The 15,709-nt window shown below is 72.0% G+C and carries 13 protein-coding genes; 8 read left to right on the forward strand and 5 right to left on the reverse strand.

From position 1 onward, the window contains the following. Nucleotides 1-207 precede the first annotated feature (207 nt). Nucleotides 208-1,980 (forward strand): biotin carboxylase N-terminal domain-containing protein, encoded by a 1,773-nt coding sequence (locus ACIBCJ_RS20230; protein ID WP_365980088.1) that lies wholly within the window; start codon nt 208-210, stop codon nt 1,978-1,980. 281 nt (nt 1,981-2,261) lie between these two features. Here the strand turns inward: ACIBCJ_RS20230 and ACIBCJ_RS20235 are convergent, their stop codons facing one another. Next, a complete protein-coding gene (locus ACIBCJ_RS20235; RefSeq protein WP_362108075.1) occupies nt 2,262-3,248 on the reverse strand; it encodes a DeoR/GlpR family DNA-binding transcription regulator in 987 nt (328 codons plus the stop codon). 178 nt (nt 3,249-3,426) lie between these two features. Beyond that, a complete protein-coding gene (locus ACIBCJ_RS20240; protein ID WP_362108072.1) occupies nt 3,427-4,875 on the reverse strand; it encodes an NAD(P)H-quinone dehydrogenase in 1,449 nt (482 codons plus the stop codon). Nucleotides 4,876-4,947: 72 nt separating this feature from the next. On the opposite strand from ACIBCJ_RS20240, the gene ACIBCJ_RS20245 reads away from it, so the two are divergent. From ACIBCJ_RS20245 to ACIBCJ_RS20255, 3 genes are all read left to right on the forward strand, one after another. Next, nucleotides 4,948-5,385 (forward strand): gamma-glutamylcyclotransferase, encoded by a 438-nt coding sequence (locus ACIBCJ_RS20245; RefSeq protein WP_133890881.1) that lies wholly within the window; start codon nt 4,948-4,950, stop codon nt 5,383-5,385. Nucleotides 5,386-5,478: 93 nt separating this feature from the next. Further along, entirely contained in the window at nt 5,479-6,303 is an 825-nt protein-coding gene (locus tag ACIBCJ_RS20250) for a purine-nucleoside phosphorylase (RefSeq protein WP_362108068.1), read from the forward strand. A gap of 568 nt (nt 6,304-6,871) precedes the next feature. Beyond that, nucleotides 6,872-8,524: a phospho-sugar mutase gene (locus tag ACIBCJ_RS20255; protein ID WP_365980498.1), complete on the forward strand. Its 1,653-nt coding sequence runs from the start codon at nt 6,872-6,874 to the stop codon at nt 8,522-8,524. 165 nt (nt 8,525-8,689) lie between these two features. On the opposite strand, the gene ACIBCJ_RS20260 is transcribed toward ACIBCJ_RS20255, so the two are convergent. Beyond that, entirely contained in the window at nt 8,690-9,388 is a 699-nt protein-coding gene (locus tag ACIBCJ_RS20260) for a PH domain-containing protein (RefSeq protein ID WP_362103614.1), read from the reverse strand. 342 nt (nt 9,389-9,730) lie between these two features. On the opposite strand from ACIBCJ_RS20260, the gene deoC reads away from it, so the two are divergent. From deoC to ACIBCJ_RS20275, 3 genes are read left to right on the forward strand one after another with little or no spacing between them, the layout of a single operon-like run. Next, nucleotides 9,731-10,714 (forward strand): deoxyribose-phosphate aldolase, encoded by a 984-nt coding sequence (gene deoC, locus ACIBCJ_RS20265; RefSeq protein ID WP_365980510.1) that lies wholly within the window; start codon nt 9,731-9,733, stop codon nt 10,712-10,714. 5 nt (nt 10,715-10,719) lie between these two features. Further along, on the forward strand, nt 10,720-12,186 hold the full coding sequence (locus ACIBCJ_RS20270) for an aldehyde dehydrogenase family protein (RefSeq protein ID WP_365980497.1): 1,467 nt from the start codon (nt 10,720-10,722) through the stop codon (nt 12,184-12,186). Beyond that, nucleotides 12,179-13,075 carry an aldehyde dehydrogenase family protein gene (locus ACIBCJ_RS20275; RefSeq protein WP_362103611.1) on the forward strand — a complete coding sequence of 299 codons (897 nt, stop codon included), beginning with the start codon at nt 12,179-12,181 and terminating at the stop codon, nt 13,073-13,075. Before ACIBCJ_RS20270 ends, ACIBCJ_RS20275 begins: the two co-directional genes overlap by 8 nt. A gap of 147 nt (nt 13,076-13,222) precedes the next feature. Here the strand turns inward: ACIBCJ_RS20275 and ACIBCJ_RS20280 are convergent, their stop codons facing one another. Continuing rightward, nucleotides 13,223-13,627 (reverse strand): hypothetical protein, encoded by a 405-nt coding sequence (locus tag ACIBCJ_RS20280; RefSeq protein WP_365980496.1) that lies wholly within the window; start codon nt 13,625-13,627, stop codon nt 13,223-13,225. Between the two features lie 192 nt (nt 13,628-13,819). Between ACIBCJ_RS20280 and ACIBCJ_RS20285 the strand changes: the two genes are divergently transcribed. Further along, entirely contained in the window at nt 13,820-14,422 is a 603-nt protein-coding gene (locus ACIBCJ_RS20285; protein WP_362103622.1) for a uridine kinase, read from the forward strand. A 264-nt stretch (nt 14,423-14,686) separates the two neighbouring features. On the opposite strand, the gene ACIBCJ_RS20290 is transcribed toward ACIBCJ_RS20285, so the two are convergent. After that, on the reverse strand, nt 14,687-15,466 hold the full coding sequence (locus ACIBCJ_RS20290) for a SigE family RNA polymerase sigma factor (RefSeq protein ID WP_362103609.1): 780 nt from the start codon (nt 15,464-15,466) through the stop codon (nt 14,687-14,689). Between the last annotated feature and the right edge of the window lie 243 nt (nt 15,467-15,709).

Below are 15,709 nucleotides of genomic sequence, written 5' to 3' on the forward strand. Positions count from 1 at the left end.
GCAGCACGCTCTTACAGAGACCTTGGCCACATGGGAGGGCTAGGGTTTGCCCAAGGAGTCCTGCGTACCTCGGTACTACAAGGGCTTTCGGGGGTCGAGCGAGCCTCGAATCACGCTCCGTGTGGGCAAGCTCACCATTGGGGACGGGTCGAAGTGCCGTGTCGGCAGTCCCTAAACTCGGCTTGTTTCAAGGAGGGAGCCTCAATCGTGCGCAAGGTGCTCATCGCCAATCGTGGCGAAATCGCTGTCCGCGTGGCCCGGGCCTGCCGGGACGCCGGGATCGCGAGCGTGGCCGTCTACGCGGACCCGGACCGGGACGCATTGCATGTCCGCGCCGCTGATGAGGCGTTCGCCCTGGGTGGTGACACCCCCGCGACCAGCTATCTGGACATCGAGAAGGTCCTCAAGGCCGCGCGTGAGTCGGGCGCGGACGCCATCCACCCGGGGTACGGATTCCTGTCGGAGAACGCGGAGTTCGCCCAGGCGGTCCTGGACGCGGGCCTGGTGTGGATCGGTCCGCCGCCGCACGCCATCCGCGACCTGGGCGACAAGGTCGCCGCCCGCCACATCGCCCAGCGGGCCGGCGCACCCCTGGTCGCCGGCACCCCCGACCCGGTCTCCGGCGCGGACGAGGTCGTCGCCTTCGCCAAGGAGCACGGCCTGCCGATCGCGATCAAGGCCGCCTTCGGCGGCGGCGGCCGCGGCCTCAAGGTCGCCCGCACCCTGGAGGAGGTCCCCGAGCTGTACGACTCCGCCGTACGCGAGGCCGTGGCCGCCTTCGGCCGCGGCGAGTGCTTCGTCGAGCGCTACCTCGACAAGCCCCGCCACGTGGAGACCCAGTGCCTGGCCGACACCCACGGCAACGTCGTCGTCGTCTCCACCCGCGACTGCTCCCTGCAACGCCGCCACCAAAAACTCGTGGAGGAGGCCCCCGCCCCCTTCCTCTCCACCGCCCAGCTGGAGGAGCTGTACGCCTCCTCCAAGGCGATCCTCAAGGAAGCCGGCTACGTCGGCGCCGGCACCGTGGAGTTCCTCGTCGGAGCCGACGGCACCATCTCCTTCCTGGAGGTCAACACCCGCCTCCAGGTCGAACACCCGGTCACCGAGGAAGTCGCCGGCATCGACCTGGTCCGCGAGATGTTCCGCATCGCCGACGGCGAGGAACTCGGCTACGGCGACCCCGCCCTGCGCGGCCACTCCTTCGAGTTCCGCATCAACGGCGAGGACCCCGGCCGCGGCTTCCTGCCCGCCCCCGGCACCGTCACCCTCTTCGACGCCCCCACCGGCCCCGGCGTCCGCCTCGACGCCGGCGTCGAATCCGGCAGCGTGATCGGCCCCGCCTGGGACTCCCTGCTGGCCAAACTCGTCATCACCGGCCGCACCCGCGAGGAAGCCCTCCAGCGCGCCGCCCGCGCCCTGGACGAGTTCACCGTCGAGGGCATGGCCACCGCCATCCCCTTCCACCGCGCCGTCGTCCGCGATCCGGCCTTCGCCCCCGAACTCACCGGCTCCACCAACCCCTTCACCGTCCACACCCGCTGGATCGAGACCGAGTTCGTCAACGAGATCAAACCCTTCACCGCGCCCGCCGACGGTGAGGCGGACGAGGAGTCCGGCCGCGAGACCGTCGTCGTCGAGGTCGGCGGCAAACGCCTGGAGGTCTCCCTCCCCTCCAGCCTGGGCATGTCCCTGGCCCGCACCGGCCTGGCCGCCGGCGCCCGCCCCAAACGCCGCGCGGCCAAGAAGTCCGGGCCCGCCGCCTCCGGCGACACCCTCGCCTCCCCCATGCAGGGCACCATCGTCAAGATCGCCGTCGAGGAAGGCCAGGACGTCCAGGAAGGCGACCTGATCGTCGTACTCGAAGCCATGAAGATGGAACAGCCCCTCAACGCCCACAAGTCCGGCACCATCAAGGGCCTCAGCGCCGAGGTCGGCGCCTCCCTCACCTCCGGCGCCGCCATCTGCGAGATCAAGGACTGACGACACCGGTACACCGCCAGGGGCGCCCGGCAGACCGCATCACGGTCCGCCGGGCGCCCCTGTCACTGCCCGGCGCACACCGACCACCGCCACCCGGACGACGACCGACACCGCACGAACCACAACCGGCGACGCACGCACAGCAACCGACAACGCTCGGACAACAACCGACCCCAACGCACGGACAACGGCAAGCGCGCCCGGGCAACGACCGACGACACTCGGCCGCCACCAACCGTCCGTCTTGCCGCGACGGACCCTGACCGCCCCCGCACGGACGCCTAGCGTCGACGCATGTCGGCGACGCGCGCCCGTTCCGCCCCGCCGCCCTGCTCCCCCAGGGCGGTGGCCGACCGCAACCCCGCCCCCGCGCCCGGAACCTGCCGGCGCGGCCCCGGAAGCGGCACGTCCCGGCGCTGCTGACGCGCCACCGCATCACCGCCCGACGCCCCCGACGGACCACTGCCGTTCGCCGCACCACCCCCCGACGCCCCGGCCACGGCGATCTGCACGCCCTGGTCGGCCAAGGCCTGCAACTCGGTGGCGGCACGGTCGTCGTGGACCGGCGACTCGTCGGTGACCAGGCGGGTGATGACATCGGTGGGCACGGTCTGGAACATGGTGTCCGTGCCCAGCTTGGAGTGGTCGGCGAGGACGACGACCTCGGCGGCCGCCTGGACCAGCGCCCGGTCGACGGAGGCCGACAGCATGTTGGACGTGGACAGGCCCCGCTCGGCGGTCAGCCCGCTCCCGGACAGGAATGCCTTGGAGACCCGCAGCCCCTGCAAGGACTGCTCGGCCCCGGATCCCACCAGGGCGTAGTTGGATCCCCGGAGGGTGCCGCCGGTCATCACGACCTCGACCCGGTTGGCGTGGGCGAGGGCCTGGGCCACCAGCAGCGAGTTGGTGACCACGGTCAGCCCAGGGACCCGGGCGAGCCGGCGGGCCAGCTCCTGTGTCGTGGTACCCGCCCCCACCACGATGGCCTCGCCTTCTTCGACGAGACCCGCGGCGAGATCGGCGATGGCCGTCTTCTCGGCGGTCGCGAGATGGGACTTCTGCGGGAAGCCGGACTCTCGCGTGAACCCGCCCGGCAGTACCGCACCGCCGTGCCGGCGGTCGAGGAGTCCTTCTGCCTCCAGTGCGCGCACGTCCCGCCGTACGGTCACTTCGGAGGTCTGGACGACGCGGGCGAGTTCACGGAGCGACACGGCCCCGTTCGCTCGCACCATTTCGAGGATCAATTGGCGACGTTCTGCAGCGAACACGAAACTGACAGTAACCCCAACGACCGTCTGCTTTCAGCAGTATGCGCCGAATAACAGAAGTTGTTCGCATGCCACCACGCGAAGTGGTATACGCGCCTACTCCGGGCGCCTATGCCGCCCGCAAGCGCCGCAACTCCCCGTGACCAGCGGGGAGTCGATTCCAGCCGCGCCCCGCCGGCTAGCCCTCCCCGCCGGCCTTGCGGGTGTGCAACTGCCGTGCCACCTCCGCGATCGACCCCGAGAGCGAGGGGTACACGGTGAAGGCGTTGGCGATCTGCTCGACCGTCAGGTTGTTGTCGACGGCGATCGAGATCGGGTGGATGAGCTCCGAGGCACGCGGCGCCACGACGACACCGCCCACCACGATCTCGGTACCGGGCCGGCAGAAGATCTTGACGAAGCCGTCCCGGATGCCCTGCATCTTGGCGCGCGGGTTGCGCAGCAGCGGCAGCTTCACCACCCGGGCGTCGATCTTGCCCGCGTCCACGTCGGCCTGGGAGTAGCCGACGGTGGCGATCTCGGGGTCGGTGAAGACGTTGGCGGACACGGTCTTCAGGTTCAGCGGAGTGACCGCGTCGCCCAGGAAGTGGTACATGGCGATGCGTCCCTGCATCGCCGCCACCGAGGCGAGCGCGAAGACACCGGTGACGTCACCGGCGGCGTACACGCCGGGCGCCGAGGTCCGCGAGACCCGGTCGGTCTTGATGTGCCCGGAGTCCTTGAGCCGGACCCCGGCCTCCTCCAGACCCATCCCCTCGGTGTTGGGGATGGCGCCCACGGCCATCAGACAGTGCGACCCGGTGATGACCCGCCCGTCGGACAGCGTCACCTCGACCCGGTCGCCCACGCGCTTGGCGGACTGGGCCCGGGACCGCGACATGACGTTCATCCCGCGCCGCCGGAAGACGTCCTCCAGGACGGCCGCCGCGTCCGGGTCCTCACCGGGCAGCACCCGGTCCCGCGACGACACGAGGGTGACCCGCGACCCGAGCGCCTGGTAGGCCCCGGCGAACTCGGCACCGGTCACACCGGACCCGACCACGATCAGCTCTTCGGGCAGCTCGTCCAGGTCGTACACCTGGGTCCAGTTCAGGATGCGCTCGCCGTCGGGCCGCGCGTCGGGCAGCTCCCGCGGGTGCCCACCGGTGGCGATGAGAACTGCGTCCGCGGTGAGCGTCTCCTCACTCCCGTCCGCGGCCCGCACCACGACCTTCCGCGAACCGTCGAGCCCCTGCATGCCCTCTAGGCGCCCGCGCCCCCGCATGACCCGCGCACCCGCACGGGTCACGGACGCGGTGATGTCGTGCGACTGCGCCAGCGCGAGCCGCTTCACCCGCCGGTTGACCTTGCCCAGGTCGACGCCCACCACCCGGGCGGCCTGCTCCATGGGCGGGGTGTCGTCGGCGACGATGATCCCCAGCTCCTCGTAGGAGGAGTCGAAGGTGGTCATCACCTCAGCCGTGGCGATGAGGGTCTTGGACGGCACGCAGTCGGTCAGCACCGACGCCCCGCCCAGACCGTCGCAGTCGACGACGGTCACCTCCGCGCCGAGCTGAGCGGCCACCAGCGCCGCTTCGTATCCGCCGGGTCCGCCGCCAATGATCACGATCCGAGTCACGTACTCCATTGTCCCGCACCCTTCAACGACCGGCCGCCCGGGGCCGCCACCGTTACAAGAACGGCGCGTACGCTTCCCCCCATGTCGCTCTACGCCGCCTACGCCGGCAACCTCGACGCGCGGCTGATGACCCGCCGCGCCCCGCACTCGCCGCTGCGCGCCACCGGCTGGCTGAACGGGTGGCGGCTGACCTTCGGGGGCGAGCACATGGGCTGGGAGGGCGCGCTCGCGACCCTCGTGGAGGACCCGCTCTCCCAGGTCTTCGTGTCCCTCTACGACATCGCCCCGATGGACGAGGACTCCCTCGACCGCTGGGAGGGCGTGGGCCTGGAGATCTACCGGCGGACCCGCGTGCGCATCCACACCCTGGACGGCGAGGAGGGTGCCTGGACCTACGTCCTGAACGCCTACGAGGGCGGCCTGCCCTCCGCCCGCTACCTCGGCGAGGTCGCGGACGCCGCCGAATCGGCCGGGGCCCCCCACGACTACGTCATGGAACTCCGCAAGCGCCCCTGCTGAGACCCCCCCTGTCAAAACCTCCAACCCAAAAACCCCCATCCCGTGACCTCCGACATCTACGCGCGTAGCCGCAAACCGGCTACCCTCTTCGGCGTGAACGCATCTCTTCTTCCGGACGACATCCAGGGCGACCCTTACGCCGCCGCCGACGCCGCCGCGGCCCGCCTGCGCGAACTCACCGGCGCCGAGACCCACGACGTCGCCCTCGTGATGGGCTCCGGCTGGGCACCGGCCGTGGACGCACTGGGCGCCCCCGAGGCCGATCTCCAGGTCACCGACCTGCCGGGCTTCCCCAAGCCCGCGGTGGAGGGGCACGGCGGCAAGGTCCGCTCGTACTCCATCGGTGACAAGCGCGCGCTGGTCTTCCTGGGCCGCACCCACTACTACGAGGGCCACGGCGTGGCCGCCGTCTCCCACGGCGTCCGCACCGCCGTCGCCGCCGGCGCCAAGACGATCATCCTGACCAACGGGTGCGGCGGCCTGCGCGAGGGCATGCGCCCCGGCCAGCCGGTCCTGATCAGCGACCACATCAACCTCACCGCCACCTCCCCCATCGTCGGCGCCAACTTCGTCGACCTCACCGACCTGTACTCGCCCCGCCTGCGGGCCCTGTGCAAGGAGGTCGACGACACGCTGGAGGAGGGCGTCTACGCCCAGTTCCCCGGCCCGCACTACGAGACCCCGGCCGAGATCCGCATGGCCCGCGTCATCGGTGCCGACCTGGTGGGCATGTCCACGGTCCTGGAGGCGATCGCGGCCCGCGAGGCCGGCGCGGAGGTGCTGGGCATCTCCCTGGTCACCAACCTCGCCGCGGGCATGACGGGCGAGCCCCTCAACCACGAGGAGGTCCTCCAGGCGGGCCGCGACTCCGCCGCGCGCATGGGAACGCTGCTGACCCAGGTCCTGGGCCGGCTGTAGCCCGCGCTGCGCTGCGCGGCGCGCGGCGGGGCTGGGTCGCGTGACCCGGCGTCGTCCGGTGGGCCGGGGCGGGCGGGACCGCGTGGTCCGGCGTTACCCGGTAGGCCGGGGTGGGTGCGGGCGCGAGGAGACGCGTGGCCCGGCGCTGCCGGGGTGCCGCTGCGCCCACCCGTGCCGCCCCAGCGGCACGACTGCCCGCAGCTGGGGGCGGCGGGGCGGCGACCACCCGCCGCGGCGCGGCGATGGCGACCGGCACCCGCGTACGGCGGGAACGGGCCGCCGGGGGATGGCGACCCGCGGCCGCGTACGGCGGGGAGGGGACGGGGTGGGGGTGTCCGCCCGCAGCGGTTGGCGCGTCAACGCCCCGAGCCCTTTCAAGTGACCGATTCCGCGCCGTTCCGAGGACGGACACCCCCCACCCCGGCCCCGCACCACCCACCGAACCCAAAGCGCTACACGCACCCCCACCGAACCCGCACAGGCGCCGCAGGCATCACACCCACCACAACCGAACCCCCACAGCCCGCCGCAGGCACCCGCACACACCGACCCCGAGAGGCTGACCGACGTGCAAGACGTGAACGACGACGACCTCCTCGCACGAGCCAAGGCATGGCTGGCCGAGGACCCCGACGCGGACACCCGCGCGGAACTCGCCCGCCTCATCGACGCCGAGGACCTCGCCGAGCTCACCGCACGCTTCTCCGGCACCCTCCAGTTCGGCACCGCGGGCCTCCGCGGCGAACTCGGCGCCGGCCCGATGCGCATGAACCGCTCGGTCGTCATCCGCGCCGCCGCCGGCCTCGCCGCGTACCTCAAGAAGCAGGGCCACCCCGACGGCCTGGTCGTCGTCGGCTACGACGCCCGCCACAAGTCGGAGGACTTCGCCCGGGACACCGCCGCCGTCATGACCGGCGCCGGCCTCAGGGCGGCCGTACTCCCCCGCCCCCTCCCCACCCCCGTACTCGCCTTCGCGATCCGGCACCTCGGCGCCGTGGCCGGAGTAGAGGTCACCGCCAGCCACAACCCGCCCCGCGACAACGGCTACAAGGTGTACCTCGGCGACGGCTCCCAGATCGTGCCCCCCGCCGACGCCGACATCGCCGCCGAGATCGACGCCGTACGCACCCTCCACGACGTCCCCCGCCCCGACACCGGCTGGCAGACCCTCGCCGACGACGTCCTCGACGCCTACCTCACCCGCACGGACGCCGTCCTCGCCCCCGACTCCCCCCGCACCGCCCGCACCGTCTACACCGCGATGCACGGCGTCGGCAAGGACACCCTCCTCGCCGCCTTCGCCCGGGCCGGCTTCCCGCCGCCCGCCCTCGTCACCGAGCAGGCCGACCCCGACCCGGACTTCCCCACCGTCGCCTTCCCCAACCCGGAAGAGCCCGGCGCGATGGACCTCGCCTTCGCGAAGGCCCGCGAGACCGGCCCGGACCTGGTCATCGCCAACGACCCGGACGCGGACCGCCTGGCGGTGGCCGTACCCGACGCCGAGGACGCCGCCGGCTGGCGCATGCTCCGCGGCGACGAGGTGGGCGCCCTCCTCGCCGCCCACCTGGTCACCCGCGGAGCACGAGGCACGTTCGCGGAGTCGATCGTGTCGTCCTCCCTCCTCGGCCGCATCGCGGCGAAGGCGGGCCTCCCCCACGAGGAGACCCTCACCGGCTTCAAGTGGATCGCCCGCGTGGAGAACATCCGCTACGGCTACGAGGAGGCCCTCGGCTACTGCGTCGACCCGGAGGGCGTCCGCGACAAGGACGGCATCACCGCGGCCCTCCTGAGCACCGAGCTGGCCTCGGCCCTGAAGGAGGCCGGCCGCACCCTCCTGGACCTCCTCGACGACATCGCCGTGGAGCACGGTCTGCACGCCACGGACCAGCTCTCGGTCCGCGTGGAGGACCTCTCCCTCATCGCCGCCGCGATGCACCGCCTGCGCGAACAGCCCCCGACGACCCTCGCGGGCCTCCCCGTCACCAGGGCGGAGGACCTCACCCGGGGCACGGACACCCTCCCGCCCACGGACGGCCTGCGCTACACGCTCGACGGCGCCCGGGTGATCGTCCGCCCGAGCGGCACGGAGCCCAAGCTCAAGTGCTACCTGGAGGTGGTCGTCCCGGTCGCCGGGCACGCCGACCTCCCGGCGGCCCGGACCAAGGCCACGGACCTCCTGACGTCGCTCAAGCGCGACCTGTCTGCAGCGGCAGGCATCTGACCGCGTCCGGGGGCCCGCAAGGGCCCCCGGACACCACTCACCAGCGCACCACACCACACAGCCGACCGGCCCCACCCCGAGCGGCACCGCACCGCGCACCCGCACCACGCAGCACCCGCACCACGCAGCACCCGCACCAGCACCCGCCGCCCGCCCGGAGCCGGCTCACCCCACCCCGAGCAGCACCGCCAGCGCCACCGCCCCGACGACGACCGGTACGACGATCTCGTAGGCCCACCGCACCGTCACCTCGCCCTGGGAGGCCGCGGCGTCCTTCCGCGCCTCCTGCAGGTCGCGCAGCTCGTCCATGATCCTGTCGCCCTGTGCCCGCACCGGCCTGTCCGCCCCGTCGGTGGCCGTGGCCCCCCGGCCGCCCGGACCGAACTGCGACGTCCCCATGCCGCTGAGCAGACCGCCGCGTCTGCCGCCGCCCGCGGCCCGCCGGTCCTCCTGCCGCGCGGCCTTCTTGCGTCCCCGCAGCGAGACGGGCACGGACCACAGCTGGTACTTGTCGCCGCTCGGGACGAGGACCTCGTTGGAGTAGGAGGACCGGAACGCTGCCACCTGCCCCCAGGGGAGCACGATCACGCGGAACGGATTGCGCACCCGCAGCCGGTCCTCGTTCGCGAAGACGGCGGGCCGCACGGTGTAGGCGGCGATGAGCGGCACGAGGAAGACCAGCATCGCGAGCGCCTTCCAGCGGGTGCTCCCCTCGCCCGTGACCAGGGCGTCGATGCCGAGCCACAGCGCGAGGGCGAGGAGCAGCACGCCTCCGGCGATGCCTGCGGGCGAGCGGTGGACCCGGTCCTTGGACACGGGTTCCGACGGCTGCGGCGAGGGCGACTGGGGCTCCGGGGTCGTCATGCTGCCGATTGTGCCCGACGGCCGACCGAAGCTCACGGGCGGTGCCGCCGCACCCGACCCGCACCGAAGAAGCGACCCACACCCGAAGGGCCCCGCGACCCGCACCCGGAGAAGCGACCCACACCCGGAGAAACCCGCCCGACCCGCACCCGAAGAAGCGACCCACACCCGAAGGGACCCCGCGACCCACACCCGAAGAACCCACCCGACCCGCACCTCAAAGGCCCACCCGACCCGCGCCCAGAAACCACTCGCCCCGCACCCGACCCCCACCCGATCCCCCCGATCCGCCCCCGGGGCTGTACAGACCGCTACGCGCGTAGATATGCTCACCTGGTGACCATGCCCACCACTGCACCCGCCGCACAGGGCCCCGTGAACGGCCCCGCACACGGACTCGCCGACGTCACCGCGTCCGACAGCACGCTGCGCCGCTTCCTCCACGGGCTGCCCGGCGTCGACACGGTCGGCCTGGAGGCGCGCGCCGCCTCCCTCGGCACCCGTTCCATCAAGACCACCGCGAAGGCGTACGCCCTCGACCTGGCCATCTCGATGGTCGACCTGACGACGCTGGAAGGCGCGGACACCCCGGGCAAGGTCCGGGCGCTCGGCGCGAAGGCGGTCCGCCCCGACCCGACCGACCGCACGGCCCCCGCCACCGCCGCCGTCTGCGTGTACCCCGACATGGTGCCCACCGCAAAGGAGGCCGTGGCCGGCTCCGGCGTGAAGGTCGCTTCGGTGGCCACCGCGTTCCCGGCCGGCCGGGCCTCGCTGGCCGTGAAGCTGGCCGACGTGCGCGAGGCCGTGGAAGCGGGCGCGGACGAGGTCGACATGGTCATCGACCGCGGCGCGTTCCTGGCCGGTCACTACATGAAGGTGTACGAGGAGATCACCGCCGTGCGCGAGGCCTGCGGCACGGCGGCCCGCCTGAAGGTGATCTTCGAGACCGGCGAGCTGTCGACGTACGACAACATCCGCCGCGCCAGCTGGCTCGGCATGCTGGCCGGCGCCGACTTCATCAAGACCTCGACCGGCAAGGTCGCGGTCAACGCCACCCCCGCCAACACCCTCCTGATGCTGGAGGCGGTCCGCGACTTCCGCGCGCAGACCGGTGTCCAGGTCGGCGTGAAGCCGGCCGGCGGCATCCGCACCGCGAAGGACGCGATCAAGTTCCTGGTCCTGGTCAACGAGACCGCGGGCGAGGACTGGCTGGACAACCACTGGTTCCGCTTCGGCGCCTCCTCGCTCCTGAACGACCTGCTGATGCAGCGCCAGAAGCTGGCCACAGGCCGTTACTCCGGCCCCGACTACGTGACGGTGGACTGATCCCCATGGCATCCGCATCCGCATCTGTATCCGCATCCGCATCCGCATTCGAGTACGCCCCGGCGCCCGAGTCCCGAGCGGTCGTCGACATCGCCCCGTCGTACGGCCTCTTCATCGACGGCGAGTTTACCGAGGCCGCCGACGGCAAGGTCTTCAAGACGGTCTCCCCCTCCACCGAGGAGGTCCTCTCCGAGGTCGCCGAGGCCGGTGAGGCGGACGTCGACCGTGCCGTGAAGGCCGCCCGCAAGGCCTTCGAGAAGTGGTCCGCGCTGCCCGGCTCCGAGCGCGCCAAGTACCTCTTCCGCATCGCCCGCATCGTCCAGGAGCGCAGCCGTGAGCTGGCCGTCCTGGAAACCCTCGACAACGGCAAGCCGATCAAGGAGACCCGCGACGCGGACCTCCCGCTGGTCGCCGCGCACTTCTTCTACTACGCGGGCTGGGCCGACAAGCTCGACCACGCCGGCTACGGCGCGAACCCGCGTCCGCTCGGCGTCGCGGGCCAGGTCATCCCGTGGAACTTCCCGCTCCTGATGCTGGCGTGGAAGATCGCCCCGGCGCTGGCGACCGGCAACACGGTGGTCCTCAAGCCCGCCGAGACGACCCCGCTGTCCGCCCTGTTCTTCGCGGACATCTGCCGCCAGGCGGGTCTCCCCCGGGGCGTCGTCAACATCATCACCGGTGACGGCCGCGCCGGCGCCGCGCTGACCGCCCACCCCGACGTGAACAAGGTCGCCTTCACCGGCTCCACCGCCGTCGGCAAGCAGATCGCGCGCACCGTCGCGGGCACCCGCAAGAAGCTCACGCTCGAACTGGGCGGCAAGGGCGCCAACATCGTCTTCGACGACGCCCCGATCGACCAGGCCGTCGAGGGCATCGTCAACGGCATCTTCTTCAACCAGGGCCAGGTCTGCTGCGCGGGCTCCCGCCTCCTGGTCCAGGAGTCGATCCACGACGAGCTGCTCGACTCCCTGAAGCGGAGGCTCACCACGCTCCGCCTGGGCGACCCGCTGGACAAGAACACGGACATCGGCGCGATCAACTCGGCCGAGCAGCTGGCCCGTATCACCGCCCTCGCCGACCAGGGCGAGGCGGAGGGCGCCGAGCGCTGGTCGCCGGCCTGCGAACTCCCCTCCTCCGGTTACTGGTTCGCCCCGACGCTGTTCACGAACGTCACGCAGGCGCACACCGTCGCCCGCGACGAGATCTTCGGCCCGGTCCTGTCCGTCCTCACCTTCCGCACGCCGGACGAGGCGGTCGCCAAGGCCAACAACACCCCGTACGGCCTGTCGGCGGGCATCTGGACGGAGAAGGGCTCGCGCATCCTGGCGGTCGCGAACAAGCTCCGCGCGGGTGTGATCTGGTCCAACACGTTCAACAAGTTCGACCCGACCTCGCCGTTCGGCGGTTACAAGGAGTCGGGCTTCGGCCGCGAGGGCGGCCGCCACGGCCTGGAGGCATACCTCGATGTCTGATGCACGACTCAGTGTCCTCAAGACCTACAAGCTGTACGTCGGCGGGAAGTTCCCGCGTTCCGAGAGCGGCCGGGTGTACGAGGTGACCGACGCAAAGGGCAAGTGGCTGGCGAACGCGCCGCTCTCCTCCCGCAAGGACGCCCGTGACGCGGTGGTCGCCGCGCGCAAGGCGTTCGGCGGCTGGTCGGGCGCGACGGCGTACAACCGCGGCCAGATCCTCTACCGCGTCGCCGAGATGCTGGAGGGCCGCCGCGACCAGTACGTCGCGGAGGTGGCCGACGCGGAGGGCCTGTCGAAGTCGAAGGCGGCGGCGCAGGTGGACGCCGCGATCGACCGCTGGGTCTGGTACGCGGGCTGGACCGACAAGATCGCCCAGGTGGTCGGCGGCGGCAACCCGGTCGCGGGCCCCTTCTTCAACCTCTCCTCCCCGGAGCCCACCGGCGTCGTCGCCGTCCTGGCCCCGCAGGAGTCGTCCTTCCTGGGCCTGGTCTCGGTGATCGCCCCGGTCATCGCGACGGGCAACACGGCCGTCGTGATCGCCTCGGAGAAGTCCCCCCTCCCCGCCCTCTCCCTCGGCGAGGTCCTGGCCACCTCCGACCTCCCCGGCGGCGTGGTCAACGTCCTGTCGGGCCGTACGGCGGAGATCGCGGCCCCGCTCGCCTCGCACCAGGACGTCAACGCGATCGACCTCACCGGCGCCGACGAGACGCTGGCCAAGGAGCTGGAGATCGCGGCGGCGGACAATCTCAAGCGCGTCCTGCGTCCACAGCCTGTGGACGACGTCGACTGGTCGGCGGCGCCGGGCACCGAGCGCATGACGGCGTTCCTGGAGACGAAGACGGTCTGGCACCCGACGGGCGCACTGGGCGCGTCGGGTTCGTCGTACTAGGCCCCACCGCATCGCGGTAGGTACACCCGCGGCACCCGCGACTCCCGCGATGCCCACGACCCCCGCGTCCCGCGACCGAGCCGCGCCCTCCCTCCGTCCGGGGAGGACGCGGCTCCTCGCGTGCGTGCACCGCGCCGCCGGGGAGTGTCAGCGCAGCAGCTCCGTCGCCTGTCCCAGCACCGGCACGCTCCCCAGGGACTGGGCCTGCGCGACCGGTCCCGTCAGGGCCGTCGAGGTCAGCGGCTGGAAGTCGGCGACCTTGGTGCCGACGCCGTTGTCCAGCGGGTCGACGCCGGTTCCGGCCAGCGGGTTGGGCCTCAGGTCGGCGACCGGGCCGGTGACGTAACCGACGATGCCGGTCACCGCCTGGGCGCCCGCCTGCGGATCGATGTTGCCCAGCGAGGTGGGCCGGGTGTGGGCCAGGCCGGCGATCGTCTCGCCGCCGTCCGCGGAAGCCGTCGCCGCTCCTGCGGCCAGGGCGGCCCCGGCGGTCGCGAGGGCGACCAGGGCGCGCTGTGCGTGCGGAGTGCGGGGGGACGCGTGTCGGGACATCGCTGCTGCCACCTCTTGATGTGGATTGCTACGGACTGCCCTGACAACAGCACGGACCGTGATCAGGTCACCCCGCAGCGCCATCGGGATGTGACGCGTGCGGCAAAGTCCACCCGCGGGGTCGTACGACGGCCGTTCGATGCCTCAGACTGGTGTCCCGTGAGCTCCCATCCGCCCATACCGACGCGAGTCGTGCTGCTCTGCGGCCCCTCCGGCTCCGGCAAGTCCCTCCTCGCCGCGCACTCCGGCCTCCCGGTGCTGCGCCTCGACGACTTCTACAAGGAGGGCACCGACCCGACGCTGCCGACGGTGCCCCAGAGTTCCGACATCGACTGGGACCACCCGGCATCGTGGGACGCGGACGTGGCGGTCGCCGCCATCGGCGAGCTGTGCCGCACGGGGCGCACCACCGTGCCCGTGTACGACCTGTCGCTCAGCGCCCGCACCGGCGCCGAGACGGTCGACATCGGGCGGACGCCGCTGTTCCTCGCGGAGGGCATCTTCGCGGCGGAACTGGTGGACCGCTGCCGGGAACTGGGCGTGCTGGCCGACGCGCTGTGCCTGAGCCGGGGCCCGCTGACGACCTTCCGCCGCCGTTTCCTGCGGGACCTGCGCGAGGGCCGCAAGTCCGTGCCGTTCCTGCTGCGCAGGGGCTGGCGGCTGATGCGGCAGGAGCGGTCGGTCGTCGCCCGGCAGACGGCCCTGGGCGCGCACGCCTGCGACCGGGACGAGGCGATGGGCCGGCTGGCGGCCGCGGCGGCGGGACGCCGCGCCTCCGCCCGTACGACGGCCTAGGGGCCTCCGGGGCGGAGAACAGGGCGGAGACGGAAAAAGCGGGACTGGACGGACCCCCCGGCCCTCCAGTCCCGCTCCCTTTCCACTCCCCCGTGGATCCCCCGTGATCCCCGTCCGGGGATCCAGGTTCCCCCGTGGATCCCCGTCCCCCGTTGTTCCCCCGTGGTGCTTCCCCGTGAGTAAGAGCCCGGGTCCCTCCCCCTGATACACCCCGGCCCGTACTTTTCTCACGGGGCTTTTTTCACGGGGCCCCGCCCCCTGCCTTCAGGCGACCAGTTCGCCGAAGGCGTCCTCCCGGTCACGGCCGAAGCTGAGGACCTCGTCCTCGCGCAGCCGGCGGAGCGACCGCCAGATGCTGGACTTCACCGTGCCGACGCTGATGTCGAGGATGTCCGCGATCTCCGGGTCCGTGCGGCCCTCGTAGTAGCGCAGGACCAGCATGGTGCGCTGGAGCTCGGGCAGCCGGGCCAGCGCCTGCCACAGGACCGCGCGCAGTTCGGTGCCGCGCATCGCGTCCATGTCGCCGGGCGTCTCCGGCAGTTCCTCGGTCGGGTACTCGTTGAGCTTGCGGCGCCGCCAGGCGCTGATGTGCAGGTTGGTCATGGTGCGGCGGAGGTATCCGCCGACCGCCGCCTTGTCACTGATCCGGTCCCACGCCCGGTAGGTCGAGAACAGCGCGCTCTGCAGCAGGTCCTCGGCCTCGAAGCGGTCGCCGGTGAGGTGGTACGCGGTGGCGTACAGGGAGGAGCGGCGCTCCTGCACGTAGGCGGTGAACTCCGCCTCCGACAGTGACGTGCGCTCCCCCTGCGCCTCCCCGTACGCGGTCCCCCCGCGCGTCTCCCCCCGGTCCCCCGTGTTCCCCGCTGCCCCCGTGTCCCCCGTGTTCGCGTCGACCACCGTCATGTACCCGGTGTGCTGACGCCCGGTGCCGCGAGCGCACCCCCGCCCGCTCACGGCACCGGACTTCTCGGAACCCCGGTGTGCGTGCACGTCGTGCAGACGCGTGACCACTGCGCTGGTGTTGGTGCCCTTCAGCGTGTTCATCTCGCGCCCCCCGTCGTGGACTTCCGGTGTTCGGCCTGGTGCTGCGACGTGCCGCGTTGCGGCCTGTCGTGTTGCGTCCTGCTGTGTTGCGACCTGCTGTGTTGCTGCCTGCTGTGTTGCTTGTGACGAAAAGCTTGCCGGGGTGACTTCATCGCCGTGTCCGCCGACTGTCACAGAGCTGTCACAGGGGTCCGTCACGGTCGCACCACCGTTCCTTCACAGGGTCCGGCGGCGTGGTCGGGG

The organism is Streptomyces sp. NPDC051136, assembly GCF_044455745.1.
Classification (GTDB): domain Bacteria; phylum Actinomycetota; class Actinomycetes; order Streptomycetales; family Streptomycetaceae; genus Streptomyces.

Excerpts from the sequence above, each read along its gene's own strand:
- ACIBCJ_RS20240 (WP_362108072.1), bottom strand. The coding sequence starts at position 4,875 with ATGGAGTACGTGACTCGGATCGTGATCATTGGCGGCGGACCCGGCGGA.
- ACIBCJ_RS20245 (WP_133890881.1), top strand. The coding sequence starts at position 4,948 with ATGTCGCTCTACGCCGCCTACGCCGGCAACCTCGACGCGCGGCTGATG.
- ACIBCJ_RS20260 (WP_362103614.1), bottom strand. The coding sequence starts at position 9,388 with ATGACGACCCCGGAGCCCCAGTCGCCCTCGCCGCAGCCGTCGGAACCC.
- deoC (WP_365980510.1), top strand. The coding sequence starts at position 9,731 with ATGCCCACCACTGCACCCGCCGCACAGGGCCCCGTGAACGGCCCCGCA.
- ACIBCJ_RS20270 (WP_365980497.1), top strand. The coding sequence starts at position 10,720 with ATGGCATCCGCATCCGCATCTGTATCCGCATCCGCATCCGCATTCGAG.
- ACIBCJ_RS20275 (WP_362103611.1), top strand. The coding sequence starts at position 12,179 with ATGTCTGATGCACGACTCAGTGTCCTCAAGACCTACAAGCTGTACGTC.
- ACIBCJ_RS20280 (WP_365980496.1), bottom strand. The coding sequence starts at position 13,627 with ATGTCCCGACACGCGTCCCCCCGCACTCCGCACGCACAGCGCGCCCTG.
- ACIBCJ_RS20290 (WP_362103609.1), bottom strand. The coding sequence starts at position 15,466 with ATGAACACGCTGAAGGGCACCAACACCAGCGCAGTGGTCACGCGTCTG.